This window comes from Streptomyces sp. DSM 118878 (assembly GCF_052936595.1).
Map to the genome: position 1 here is coordinate 789388 of NZ_CP193622.1, position 12676 is coordinate 802063.

The window sequence follows — 12676 nt, forward strand, 5'->3', positions numbered from 1 at the left end:
ATGGAAGCGGACCTCCCGCGCCTGCTCCCCATTCCGGAGGAATACCCACGCCTTGACCTGGAGTTCTCTCATGCCTGCTGACAGCCTCGCTGTCACCGCCCCCGCACCGGCGGACACCCCCGGCGCGTCACCCCGAGGCCGGCACCTCGGTCTCGCCCTGTTCGTGATCGCCGCGGCCCAGCTGATGGTGGTCCTGGACGGCACGATCACCAATATCGCCCTGCCCAGCATCCAGACCGCCCTCGGCGTCTCCGACGCCAACCTGGCCTGGATCGTCAACTCGTACGCCCTGGCCTTCGGCGGACTGCTGCTGCTCGGCGGGCGCGCGGGTGACCTCTTCGGGCGGCGCCGGATGTTCCAGGTGGGCATCGCCGTGTTCACCCTGGCGTCCCTGCTCGGCGGTCTCGCCCCGAACGAGGGCCTGCTCATCGGCGCGCGCATCCTCCAGGGAGTCGGCGCGGCCGTGGCGGCGCCCAGCGCCCTGTCCCTGATCGCCACGACCTTCCCCGAGGGCAAGCCGCGCAACAAGGCGATGGGCGTCTACGCCGCCATGGCCGGCATCGGCGCCACCGTCGGACTGCTGCTCGGCGGCATCCTGACGGACGCCCTGGACTGGCGGTGGGTGTTCTTCGTCAACATCCCCATCGGCCTGGCCGTCCTCGCGGGCACCAGGACGCTGGTCGAGGCCGAGCGCCACCAGGGACGCCTCGACCTGCCCGGCACCATCACCGGCACCGGCGGTCTGATCGCGCTGGTCTACGGCATCACGCGGGGCGGCGAGCACGGCTGGACCGACACGGTCACCCTGTCCTGCTTCGTCGTCGCCGCCGTCCTGCTCAGCGCCTTCCTCCTCATCCAGAGCCGCACCGAGCACCCGATGCTGCCGCTGCGCCTCTTCAAGGACCGCAACCGCTCCGGCTCGTACGCCACGATGCTGTTCATCGGCGCCGGCATGATGGCGACCTTCTACTTCCTGACCCTCTACATGCAGCTCATCCTCGGCTACAGCGCGGTCAAGACCGGCTTCGCGAACCTGCCGTTCAGCCTCGGCATGGGCATCGCGGCCACCCTCAGCTCCAAGCTGATCACCCGCCTCGCTCCCCGGCTGATAGCCGGCCCCGGGCTGCTCCTGGCCGCCATCGGCATGTTCTGGTTCGCCACGCTCACCCCCGACTCGTCGTACGCCGGGCACCTGATGCCGGCGATGTTCGTGACCGCGCTCGGCCTCGGCATGGGCTTCGTGCCCATGACCCTCGGCGCGGTCAGCGGTGTCGAGCACCAGGAGACGGGCATCGCCTCCGCGCTGCTCAACACCGCCCAGCAGATCGGCGGCGCGCTCGGGCTCGCCGTCCTGTCGACCATCGCCACCTCGGCGGCGAACGACAGGCTGCCCGACGCGGCCGCCTCGTTCTACCGCGGCGTCGCCACCAAGGACCAGGGCCTGGTGGCCGACGCCGCCGACGCCCTGACCCACGGCTACACGATGGCGTTCGTCGCCGCGGGCGTCATGTTCCTGGCGGGCCTCGTGGTCACCGCGCTCGCCGTCAACGCCAGGGCCCAGGAGACGGCCGAGGGCGTGGCCCCCGTCCACATGGGCTGAGCCCCGTACGCGTCAGGTCAGTTGGCGGGCTTCCAGCCGCCGAGCCAGTCCGCGGTCTCCTGGTCCGCGGCCTGGGCGTCCGTCAGGTGCGGGCGGTCACCACTGGGGCCGCCCGCGCCAGGGCCCTTGTTCTTGTACTCGGCGAAGCGGTCGTCCTTCCAGGAGAAGCCGCCCATGTCGGTCCAGGGCGTCTTCTTGACGGCCGCGCCGAGTGTGGTGTCGCGGACGGTGGTCTGCGGGTCGAGGCTCGCGTCACCGCCCGCGTGCCAGGGGCGGCCGAGGTGGAAGCTCCCGGCGGCCACGTCGCCGTCGACGGTCGAGCGGGTGATGAGGAAGCCCTTGCGTCCGGCGGGGGTGCTCGGCGCGGTGACATACCCGGCCGAGGTGCCGTTCCAGCGCTTCTTCAGGGTGAGCACGGACCTGTCGATGACCGCCGTGGCCCGGCCGAAGACGAAGTCGGTGTTGCCGATCACGTAGGAGTCGGTCAGGTAGACCCGGCCCGTCCGGTCCTTGGCCGCCGTGTCGAGCAGCAGCGTGTCCTGGTCGCCGCTGACGATGAGGTCGTCCAGGCGCACCCGGTCGGCGGCGGTGCGCAGGGCCACCGCCTGCTGGCCGTTCACCTGCTGGTTCCTCGCCTCGTCGAAGTCGTTGGAGAGGGAGAGGTTGCGGGCCGTGAAGTCGTCGGCCTCCACGGCGACGGTGGCGCTGCCGCTGGTGCCGTAGGTGCCCCCGCCCGGCTTGGCCGTCCCGGAGGCGTGCCCCTCGACGATGACCGTGTCCTTGCGGCTGCCGCCGGTGCCCTCCATCGTGACGTGCGGCTTGTTCGACGGGACCTTGACGGTCTCGCGGTAGGTGCCGGGCGCGATCCGGATGACGACGGGCGAGGTGTTGCCCGCGGGGACGGCGTCGACGGCCTTCTGGACGCTGCGGTACTGGCCGCTGCCGTCCTTGGCCACCGTCAGGGTGGTGCTCTTGGCGGTCTGCGCGCCGGCCGTCGTACCGATGTTCTTGCGCGGCCCCGCACCGGCCTTGAGGAGCCCGGGGACGGCGGCGGCCTTGTCGAGGGTGTAGTCGTAGTACGCCCTCGGGTCGAAGGCGGTGCCGCCGCTCTCGTTGCGCCCGGTGGTGCCGGAGAAGACGTTGCCCCGCTGCACGAGGGACGCCGTGCTGTCCTTGATGACGGGGTTGTCGACGCCACGGAAGTAGCTGTTCTCCAGGACCATCTTGGTCCTGCCGCGCGCGTAGTTCCCGTAGGACGAGGTGATGTCCGTGCCCGGGTCGTCCTGGAGGTAGTTGTTGTAGAGGTGCGCGTGCGCGGCGTTGTCCGTGGAGGGGTTGCGCTGCTCGGTCTCGCGGAACCAGTTGTGGTGCAGGGTGAGATCGGCGGTGGTGTTCTCGGTCCAGCCGATGCCGAAGGTCTTGTTGTTGTTGGACAGCCTGTTCCAGGACACCGTGACGTTCGTGGTGTCCTTGCGGCTGTCTATCAGGCCGTCGGCCATGTGCCGCAGATCGTTGTGGTCGATCCAGACGTGGTGGGCGCCGTCCATCTGGATGGCGTCGAAGTCGTGGTCCTTGTCGTTCCAGACGCCCGCGTACGAGTCCCGGATCGTGAGGTTGCGGATGATCACGTTGTGCACGCCCTGGCCGAGGAAGAAGCCGCCTCCGACGATCTCGCCCGAGGTGCCCGCGCCCACGATCGTCTTGTCGGACGCGACCTTGATCTCCTTGCCCTTGGGGTTCATCGGGATGGCCGCGGCCACCACGATGACGTAGGGCTCGGCGGCGGTCGCGTACTTCTCCAGGTCGGCGAGGGTCCGCACCGTCACGGTTCGTCCGTCCCGGCCGCCGTAGGTGCCCTTCTGGCCGTGGGCGTCGACCGACGCGAAGCCGTCGGCGGTGTCTTGGGCCCAGGCCGGGGCGGGGGCCGCCGCCGCCCTCGGCTGGGCGTCCGCGCCGAACATCCCGAAGGCCGTGCCATAGGCCATGGCCGCGGCGGCTGCCAGTGCCAGCGGCACCCCTGCCACCAGGGCCGTCCTCCTGCGGCGGTGCCGTGCTCTGCTGGGGCCGTGCAGCTCAGTCATACGTCCGTTCCCATCTCTACGTACGTGGGGGGGCGCCCGTGTCCGGTGGAACGGGCCACTGATCAGTCGCCGCCGGACCGCGAGAGGTTGCCGCCCTCTTCGCCGCCGTCCCTCTAGCATCGGAAAAAGAGACGAAAACTTTCCGCGAGGTGTAGAGAACGCGCCGCCCGCTCCGACGTCCCCGGTGAAAGTCGCCCACGAGGGGTGACGGCGCGAACCGAGGAGACACGTCATGAAGTATCTGGTCATGGTCCAGGGTTCCCAGGCCGACTACGAGAGCATGTCGGGCAAGGCCTCCGGGACGAGCCCCGCCTGGAGCGAGAAGGAGCTCCAGGCGATGTACGCCTTCATGAGCACCCTCAACGACGACCTCGCCGAGTCCGGTGAGCTCATCGACGGGCAGGGCCTCACCGAGCCCGCGCAGACCCGCTTCGTCAGCGCGGGCAAGGACGGCCGCCCGGTGATCACGGACGGTCCCTACGGCGAGACGAAGGAAGTGCTCGCCGGGTACTGGCTGCTCGAGTGCGAGAGCCTGGAGCGGGTCACCGAGATCGCCGTGCGCATCACGCAGTGCCCCGGCCCCGAGGGGGTCGTCGACCCGCCCGTGGTGATCAGGCCCGTGCAGGGAGCGGGAGGCGAGTGCTGAGAGGCACCACCGGGGCCGAGGACCTGCTGCGCCGCCACGCGCCGCAGGTCCTCGGCGCGCTCGTACGCCGGTACGGGCACTTCGCCACCGCCGAGGACGCCGTGCAGGAGGCGCTGCTCGCCGCGGCCCGCCAGTGGCCGGACGAGGGCGTGCCCGGCAATCCGCGCGGCTGGCTGATCAGGGTGGCCTCGCGCCGCCTCGTCGACCAGCTCCGCGCGGACGAGGCGCGGCGGCGGCGCGAGGAGGACGCGGCCCTGCTGACCCCGCGCGACGCCTTCACCGCTCCCCCGCCGGGCGAGAGCCGTGCCCCCTCGGACGACGACACCCTCACGCTGCTGTTCCTCTGCTGCCACCCCGCGCTCGGCCCGGCCGCGCAGGTCGCCCTGACGCTGCGCGCCGTCGGCGGTCTGACCACGGCGGAGATCGCCCGCGCCCATCTGGTGCCGGAGGCGACGATGGCGCAGAGGATCAGCAGGGCGAAGGGGAAGATCAAGGGGGTGCCGTTCCGGCAGCCGGTCCCCGCCGACCGCGACGCGCGGCTCGCCGTGGTCCTCCAGGTGCTGTATCTGATCTTCAACGAGGGGTACACCGCGACGTCCGGCGACGCCCTGCACCGCGCGGACCTGGCCCGCGAGGCGATCCGGCTGACCCGCGCCGTGCGCCGCCTGCTGCCCGAGGAGGGCGCCGTGACGGGGCTGCTCGCGCTGATGCTGCTCACCGAGGCGCGCACCGCCGCGCGGAGCGGGCCGCACGGCGAGCTGATCCCGCTCGACGAGCAGGACCGCGGCCGCTGGGACCGCCACGCGATCGCCGAGGGCACCGCACTCGTGGAGGAGGCGCTGTCGCAAGGGCCGCCGGGTGCCTACCAGTTGCAGGCGGCGATCGCCGCCCTGCACGACGAGGCGGAGCGTGCCGAGGACACCGACTGGCCCCAGATCCTCGCCCTGTACGACGTTCTCGTACGCCGTGCTCCCGAACCCATGGCCGCGCTCGGGCGGGCCGTGGCGTACGCGATGGTGCACGGGCCGCGGGCCGGGCTCGGCGAACTGGCGGCTCTTGAGGGGCAGTTGGGCGGCCACTATCGCCTCGAAGCCGTCCGCGCCCATCTCCTCGAGAGGGCGGGCGATCACCAAGGGGCGATCACCGCCTACCGTGCGGCGGCCAAAGGAACCCTCAGCCGCCCCGAGGCCCACTACCTCCAGACGCGGGCCGCCAGGCTGCTGCCCTGAGCCGGCACCTGGCCGAGCGGGGCGCAGTGCTCCGCCACGGTGTCGGCGAAGGCGCGGGCCAGCGGCGTGAGCGTCTCCCAGCGGCGCACCGCCCAGCCCACCGTCAGCGGGGGCAGGCCAGGGACGGGGACCATGCGCAGGCCGCCGGGGGCGCCGTCGCGCCATCCGGGCAGTGCGGGCACCACTGCCCGGCCGAGGCCGAGCTCGGTGAGCAGGACGGCGGTGTCCCAGTCGGCGACGCTGGTGGCCGCGGGCAGCTCCACGCCGGCCTCGGCGAGCCGCCGGTCGAACCGGGCGCGGGAGGTCGAGCCCGCCGGTGGCGTGATGAGCTGCGCGGCGGCCAGCTCGCCGAGCTCGACGCACGGCCGGTCGGCGAGCGGATCACCGGCGCGTACGGCGAGGACCCACGGCAGCGCCACGACGGGCCGCTGCTCGATGCCGCGCACGGGCTCGCCGAGGGTGATCCACGCCAGGTCGAGATCGTCGGCGGCGAGCGCGTCGAAGCAGCCGCTGCTGGAGCTCATGGTCTGAAACTCCAGGCCGACCCGCGGATACCGCTCCCGGAAGCGGACGACGGCCTCGGTCATGAAGTGCCGCACGCTGGTGGCCCCGGTGGTCACCCGCACGGTGCCGCCGTCCCCCCGCGCCTGTTCCCGCAGGCGGCGCACGGCGAGGTCGATGCCGCCGATCCCGTCGGAGGCCGCCGCGGCGAGGACGCGCCCGGCCGACGTCGGCACGACGCCCCGCGCGTGCCGTTCGAGGAGGCTGACGCCGAACTCCTTCTCCAGGCGTTTGACGTGCTGGCTCACGGCCGACTGCGTACAGGTGAGGTCGCGGGCGACGGCGCTGAGGCTGCCGGCGCGGCACACGGCCACGAAGACACGGAGATCGTCGAGGGTCACGGGGGATGAAGCTATCCCTTGGAGAGCTGCAAGCAAACCCGAGGATTGACTTGGGTTTTCTCCTGACTGAAGATCGATCCAGGTCCGGGCGGCGACCCGGCGACGGGCGTCGACCCGGGGCCCGAGGCTCCGGAGAACCGGACCGAGGGCCGGGCGGAAGGGTGATGTGTGGAAGCGCTCGAAATGGTGGCGGTGGGAGCCGCCGGGGTCGCGGCCGGCGGGATCAACGCGGTGGTCGGCTCCGGAACCCTGATCACCTTCCCGACCCTGCTGGCCTTCGGCTGTCCGCCGGTGCTCGCCAACGTGTCGAACAACCTGGGCCTCGTGCCGGGCACCCTCAGCGCCGCGTACGGCTACCGGCGCGAGATGAAGGGGCAGGCCCGGCGTCTCGTACGGTTCGGCGCGGCCTCGCTCATCGGCGGCCTCATCGGCGCGCTGCTCCTGCTGAAGCTGCCCGCCGACGCCTTCCAGGCGGTGGTGCCGGTGCTGATCCTGACCGCCTGCGTCCTGGTGGTGCTCCAGCCGTGGCTGAACCGGCGGCTGAAGGAGCGGGGCAGCGACGGCAAGCGCGACGGCGGCATACCGATGTGGTGCGGCGTCCTCGCCACCGGCGTGTACGGCGGCTACTTCGGGGCGGCCCAGGGAGTGCTGCTCATGGGCCTCTTCGGCGCCTTCATCCTGGACGACCTCCAGCGTCTGAACGCCGCCAAGAACGTTCTCGCCTCCCTCGTGAACGGTGTCGCCGCCGTCGTCTTCATTTTCGCGGCGGACATCGACTGGACGCTCGCCGGCATCATCGCGGCGGGGTCCACGGTCGGCGGCCTCGTGGGGGCGCGCTTCGGCCGCCGTCTGCCGCCGGCCGCGATGCGCGGCTTCATCGTCGTCGTCGGCGTCACGGCGTCGTCGATCATGCTCGCCTCATAAGCGTCATCCCCTGTCGCACAGCCGCGGCCATGCCCCCGCACCAGGACACTCTCCGGATGGTTTACCATTGAACATGAAGAGGCCCCGACCGAGATTCCCCCGTCCGGTCGGGGCCACTTCTCATTTCCGGGCACTGTCACGGTCTTCCCCGGTTTTCACGCCTTCGGGGACGAATATGCCAACCCCGCCGCACCACCTGGGCCCGGGCGGCATCATGCGCCCATGGACGGTGCCATGCCTGTGCAGGTCTTGTTCACGCCCGAGGAGTACGCCGGAGTCCTGCGGCACGCGGACCGGCTCGGGGTGCCGGTCGCGGAGTACATACGCCGCGCGGTGACCGTCCCGGCCGAGGAGCCGCCGGAGCCGTCCCAGACGGCGGACGCCCGGCGCGGGGCGCCCGTGCCGCCGGTCAAGCGAAGACTCGGATCCGACGGGACGCCGGCCCTCCGGCGCTTCCTCGACACGCTCGCCACGTGCGCCGAGCCCACGGAATGAGCCCCTCAGCGATCCACCGAATCGCCGGCGGAGCGCAGTAGTTCCTCCGCGTCCCGCCCCGCCCGCTCGATCGCGCCGGGAAAGATGCGCAGGCCGCTCGCGACGAGGGCGCCCTCGTGTAGCAGCATCAGCGTCCGGCCCAGGCGCTCGGCCTCGCGCGGGGCGAACTCCCGGGCCAGGCCCGTGAAGAGGCCGAGCATCCACGCCTTCTGGCCGGTGATGATGGCGTACGCGGGGTGTGCGGGGTCGCTGATCTCGGCGTGGGCGTTGACCATGCCGCACCCCTTGGCCATGTGGTTCACCGCCCAGTCCCGCGAGGCGCCGAAGACGGCGAGGGCCTTGTCGCGGGGTGTCGGCGCCGCGTCCAGGTATCCGGCGAGGAAGCCCCGCCAGCGCTCGTCGCGGTCGGCGAGGTACTCGACGACGATCTGCTCCTTGGACCCGAACCGGTCGTAGAGCGTCTTCTTGGTCACTCCGGCCTCGGCGGCGATCAGGTCCACGCCGACCGCGTGGATGCCGCGCTCGTAGAAGAGCCGCCCCGCGGCGTCGAGGGCGCGGCGTGCCGCCGGGGTCATGGGGACGCGGTGGGGCACGGAGGCGTCGCCCCCACTCTCGCCCACCCCACTCTCGCTCGCGTCGTCGTTCGCGCGGCCTGCTTCGTCAGTCACACCCCCATAGTAGACCGATCGGTTTATGCCGTGTGTACACTCGACCACAGGCTCGGTATACAGAACGGTTTACTCACATTCGGTCCATCTACTCGGTCTCCGACGAATCCGACGAAGAGGAGCACCCCATGAACATCCTGCTGTCGACCGCGTTCGTGCTGACCTGGAGTTCCGGGTTCATCGGGGCCAAGCTCGGCGCGGGCAGCGCGTCCGCCGTGACCGTGCTGATGTGGCGCTTCCTGCCGCTGGCCGTCGTCCTCGGCCTCGTCGCCGTGACGCTGACGCGGGCGGCCTGGCGAGGGCTGTCGGCGCGTGACGTCGGACGGCAGGCGCTCGTGGGCGCGCTGTCGCAGAGCGGCTACCTCCTGACCGTCTACTACGCCATCCAGCTCGGGGTCTCCAGCGGCACCACCGCGCTGATCGACGGGACCCAGCCGCTCGTCGCGGGAGCGCTGGCCGGGCCGCTGCTCGGGCAGTTCGTCACCCGCACCCAGTGGCTCGGCCTCGGTCTCGGCGTGACCGGCGTCGCCATCGTGACGGCGGCCGACTTCGCGGGCGGCGGCGGCACCGCGTGGTGGGCCTATCTCGTGCCGTTCCTCGGCATGTTCTCGCTGGTGGCGGCGACGTTCCTGGACCGGCGCGCACCCCGGCCGGTACGCCCTGCGGTGTCCATGACCGTGCACTGCGTCACCAGTGCCGTCATCTTCACCGCACTCGCCCTGGCGGCGCGGGCCGCGACGCCGCCGGCCGAGGTGTCCTTCTGGGCGGCGATCGGCTGGCTCGTGACCCTCTCCACCTTCGGCGGGTACGGCCTGTACTGGCTGATCCTGCGGCGCTCCGGGATCACCCAGGTCAACACGCTGATGTTCCTCATGGCGCCGGTGACGGCCCTGTGGGGCGCCCTCATGTTCGGCGAACCCTTCGGGGCGCAGACCGTGATCGGCCTGGCCGTCGGACTCTGCGCCGTACTCGTCGTGCGGCGCGGCGCGGCGGCTTCACGTACAGGTACGGATACACGTAACGCTTCGGTGGTGGCCGAGCCGGTCACTCGGGGGTCAGGAACGCCTGCACCCCGGGTGCGTAGCGGTCGGTGATGTCGGCGATCGCCGCCTCGCGCAGGCGGGGGCCGCGGGCGATGCCGTACATCACGCCGAGGCCGATCAGCATGCTCACGGCCAGCTCGGCCCGCAGCCCGGCACCCGCTCCCGGGAGGCGCTCGCTGAGCCGCTCGACCACCTGGGCGCGGAAGGCGGCGCGCAGGATGTCGCCCCGCTCCCCGTGCCGCGGGGCGAAGACGATGCGCAGGATGGGGTCGGCGCCGCGCTCGGCCTGACCGGTCAGCAGATGGCGGACCATGTGGCCGCCGAGGTCGGCGAGCGGTGCGTCGAGGAAGGCCAGGGTGTCCGGCTCGAAGGACATGGCGTGCGAGAACAGGGCGTCCTTGTTGCCGAAGTACTTGAGGATCAGCGGGGCGCTCACCCCGGCCCGGTCGGCCACCGCCTTGAGGGTGATGTCACCGTGCGCGTGCCGGGCGAGCAGATGCCTGACGGCGCGGATGATGGCGGCCTTGGAGAGCTCGGCGTCCCTTCTCCCCGCGGTCACGCGGGTAGCCCACGCACATCGCCGGTTACCGGGACGGGCTCCATCAGAACTCCCGACTCCCGGCGGATTGAGGTGAATCCGAGTTCACCATAGCGAGGTGAATGGCAATTCACCATAGAGCCTGGCCCCGTCCGGCGGCATGTGCCCGGTGCGCATGCCGGCTCATGCGCGAAGGCTCCGTACCCGGCAGGAGGGCCGCCCTCGAAAGGCTTCGGTCATACTGCCGCGCATGAACCGACTCCGCATCGGCCTGGTGGGCACCGGCCCCTGGGCCACCGCCACGCACGCCCCCGCTCTCGCCCGGCATCCGGACATCGACTTCAGCGGCGTATGGGGCCGCAGGACAGAGGCGGCGGCCGCGCTCGCCGCCGCGCACGACACGGTGGTCCACGAGGAGGTCGACGAGCTGTTCGCGGCCAGTGACGCCGTGGCGTTCGCCGTGCCGCCGGACGTCCAGGCCCCGCTCGCGGCGCGGGCCGCCGCCGCGGGCTGCCATCTGCTCCTCGACAAGCCGGTGGCCACGACGCCCGAGGCCGCGCGCCGGCTCGCGCAGGCCGCCGAGCGTGCCGGAGTGGCGTCCGTGGTCTTCTTCACGCTGCGCTTCGCCGCCGTGGCCTCGGCCTGGCTCGACGAGCAGCGCGCCACGGGCGGCTGGTTCACCGGCCGCGCCGACTGGTACGGCTCCTTCTACACACCCGAGGGCGACGCGGCGTTCCCCTCCCCGTGGCGGGAGAGCCGGGGCGGCCTGTGGGACGTGGGTCCGCACGCGCTGTCGATGCTGCTGCCGGTCCTCGGCGACGTGAGCGAGGTGACGGCGGCCCGTGGTCCCGGCGACACGGTGCACCTGATCCTGCGGCACACGAGCGGCGCGTCCAGCACGGCGGCGCTCAGCCTGACGGCACCGGAGAAGGGCGCGGGCCTCGCGGTGGAGCTGCGCGGCGAGAACGGTGTCGCCGTGCTGCCGGCGCGGGAGAAGTCGGACGACGCCATCGGCACCGCGATCGGCGAACTGGTCTCGGCGGTGCGCACCGGTACGGCCCATCCGTGCGACGTCCGGTTCGGCCTGCGCGTCACGGAGATCCTGGCGCGGGCGGAGGAACGGATCGCTTCCGCGTGAGGGACTCCCCGTAAGCGGAACGGGGACACCCGCGGGCGGTCGGTACCGTGGCCGCTACGTAATGGCGAGTGACGGCACCGACCGCAGCCGGTGGACCCATGGGGCCGGTCCGGGAAGAACCTTGTGCGGTTCCCCGCTTGCCCTGTTTCCGCTCACATGGATCGGAATACGAACAACCGTTCCGCACACTTCCCGCATCGACCCGGTAGGCCTCGCGGGGTACCCGATGCCGGGGAATTTCGGCCATTCTCCGACTCCCCGGGCAAGACACCCCACAGTTGTGCCCACGCACTCGCCGACGATCAAAGCTGCAGGTCGGTGAGGTCGCGCCCACCATGATGCCGCAGCGGCTGATCGTTTTCTTCGGGCAATGTTTACTCCCAAAGAAGTTGCGAATATTTAGACTGCTGATGCTCCAACTCGGCGTGTACAAGAGGGATTACCCACCATGAACAAGACGGCGCTCCGCGCTCTGCTCCGCGAACGACGCGCCCTCATCGCCCCCGAATCGCATGGTTTCTCCCGCCCCAGCGGTCAGGGCCGACGCGCGCCCGGCCTTTCGCAGCATCAGGTCGACCAGTTGCTGCACCGCACGTTCGGGACATATCACCGTCTCGAATCCGGCAACTATCCCAACGCGCCCACCACACTCCTCCGCGACGTGGCCCGCCTCTTCGGCCTCAACGAGCAGGAGTGGGTGTCCCTCTGCCGGTACGCGCTGACGCAGGATCCGCCCGGCCCGCTGCACCCCTCCTCCGGCAAGGAGATACCGGGCGTGTGGCAGGAGGCCGTCGACAGCATCACGCACATGGCATACGTCACGGACGCGTCCTGGGAAATCCTGGCGCACAACGAACCTTTCGCGGCGATGTTCCCCGGCCGAAAGGTGCCGACCAACACGATGCGGTGGATGCTCCTGGACCGCGACGGCCGTGAGAGCCTGAGCGACTGGCACAACTCGTGGGCCCCCATGGTGCTGCCGCAACTGCGTGCCGCTCTGGCGGCCAGGCCGGACGACGACATCCTGCGCCGGATGGAGAAGGAAGTACTGGCCGATCCCGAACTGGCGCATCTGTACGACGCCGACGGAGCCCTGATCCATCCCGATGGTCACGAGCGCCCCTTGCGGCACGCCGTACACGGTCTCGGCTGGGTGTCGATCTGTGCGGCACAGCCCATGACGGCGCCGGGGTCGCGCCTGTTCATCCTCATCTACCACGCCGGGACGGAACGCCGGCACACGCGCACACCCATGCTGCGCGCCGTCTGACGATTCCGAGGCTCGGTGCTCTCGGGGACAGACACTCCATCACGATGTCAAGTACGTTATCGGCACCCCCCACCCTCGACCAGCACTGTGGGAGTGCCCGATGCCTGCGTTTGTCTCCGTTCCCCGTACTGCCTTCGGCGCT

12 protein-coding genes are annotated in these 12676 nt (G+C 71.2%); 8 read left to right on the top strand and 4 right to left on the bottom strand.

The annotated features are described in order from the left end of the window. Positions 1-70: 70 nt before the first annotated feature. Positions 71-1600, top strand: coding sequence for a DHA2 family efflux MFS transporter permease subunit (locus tag ACRAKF_RS03395; RefSeq protein WP_447035272.1), 1530 nt, complete (start codon positions 71-73; stop codon positions 1598-1600). A gap of 17 nt (positions 1601-1617) precedes the next feature. Here ACRAKF_RS03395 and ACRAKF_RS03400 read toward each other — a convergent pair whose 3' ends face one another. Further along, positions 1618-3681, bottom strand: coding sequence for a pectinesterase family protein (locus ACRAKF_RS03400; RefSeq protein ID WP_447035274.1), 2064 nt, complete (start codon positions 3679-3681; stop codon positions 1618-1620). Positions 3682-3913: 232 nt separating this feature from the next. On the opposite strand from ACRAKF_RS03400, the gene ACRAKF_RS03405 reads away from it, so the two are divergent. Continuing rightward, positions 3914-4327 (top strand): YciI family protein, encoded by a 414-nt coding sequence (locus ACRAKF_RS03405; protein WP_447035276.1) that lies wholly within the window; start codon positions 3914-3916, stop codon positions 4325-4327. Next, positions 4321-5556 carry an RNA polymerase sigma factor gene (locus tag ACRAKF_RS03410; protein ID WP_447035278.1) on the top strand — a complete coding sequence of 412 codons (1236 nt, stop codon included), beginning with the start codon at positions 4321-4323 and terminating at the stop codon, positions 5554-5556. Before ACRAKF_RS03405 ends, ACRAKF_RS03410 begins: the two co-directional genes overlap by 7 nt. Here the strand turns inward: ACRAKF_RS03410 and ACRAKF_RS03415 are convergent. After that, positions 5520-6458: a LysR family transcriptional regulator gene (locus ACRAKF_RS03415; protein WP_447035280.1), complete on the bottom strand. Its 939-nt coding sequence runs from the start codon at positions 6456-6458 to the stop codon at positions 5520-5522. The genes ACRAKF_RS03410 and ACRAKF_RS03415 overlap by 37 nt on opposite strands. A 168-nt stretch (positions 6459-6626) precedes the next feature. On the opposite strand from ACRAKF_RS03415, the gene ACRAKF_RS03420 reads away from it, so the two are divergent. Both ACRAKF_RS03420 and ACRAKF_RS03425 read left to right on the top strand, forming a co-directional pair. Beyond that, entirely contained in the window at positions 6627-7382 is a 756-nt protein-coding gene (locus ACRAKF_RS03420) for a sulfite exporter TauE/SafE family protein (RefSeq protein ID WP_447035282.1), read from the top strand. A gap of 234 nt (positions 7383-7616) precedes the next feature. Beyond that, positions 7617-7877 carry a hypothetical protein gene (locus ACRAKF_RS03425; RefSeq protein ID WP_447035284.1) on the top strand — a complete coding sequence of 87 codons (261 nt, stop codon included), beginning with the start codon at positions 7617-7619 and terminating at the stop codon, positions 7875-7877. Positions 7878-7882: 5 nt separating this feature from the next. Here ACRAKF_RS03425 and ACRAKF_RS03430 read toward each other — a convergent pair whose 3' ends face one another. Further along, a complete protein-coding gene (locus ACRAKF_RS03430) occupies positions 7883-8452 on the bottom strand; it encodes a TetR/AcrR family transcriptional regulator (protein ID WP_447041787.1) in 570 nt (189 codons plus the stop codon). A gap of 221 nt (positions 8453-8673) precedes the next feature. Here ACRAKF_RS03430 and ACRAKF_RS03435 point away from each other — a divergent pair, with 221 nt between their 5' ends. Beyond that, complete coding sequence (locus ACRAKF_RS03435; RefSeq protein ID WP_447035286.1) at positions 8674-9639, top strand: DMT family transporter; 966 nt, start codon at positions 8674-8676, stop codon at positions 9637-9639. Here the strand turns inward: ACRAKF_RS03435 and ACRAKF_RS03440 are convergent. After that, positions 9590-10147, bottom strand: a complete 558-nt coding sequence (locus ACRAKF_RS03440; RefSeq protein ID WP_447035288.1) for a TetR/AcrR family transcriptional regulator — start codon at positions 10145-10147, stop codon at positions 9590-9592. The two genes, ACRAKF_RS03435 and ACRAKF_RS03440, sit on opposite strands and share 50 nt — an antisense overlap. Before the next feature lie 229 nt (positions 10148-10376). Here ACRAKF_RS03440 and ACRAKF_RS03445 point away from each other — a divergent pair, with 229 nt between their 5' ends. Both ACRAKF_RS03445 and ACRAKF_RS03450 read left to right on the top strand, forming a co-directional pair. Further along, on the top strand, positions 10377-11264 hold the full coding sequence (locus ACRAKF_RS03445; protein WP_447035290.1) for a Gfo/Idh/MocA family protein: 888 nt from the start codon (positions 10377-10379) through the stop codon (positions 11262-11264). 448 nt (positions 11265-11712) lie between these two features. Then, a complete protein-coding gene (locus ACRAKF_RS03450) occupies positions 11713-12534 on the top strand; it encodes an MmyB family transcriptional regulator (protein WP_447035292.1) in 822 nt (273 codons plus the stop codon). The last annotated feature ends 142 nt before the right edge of the window (positions 12535-12676 follow it).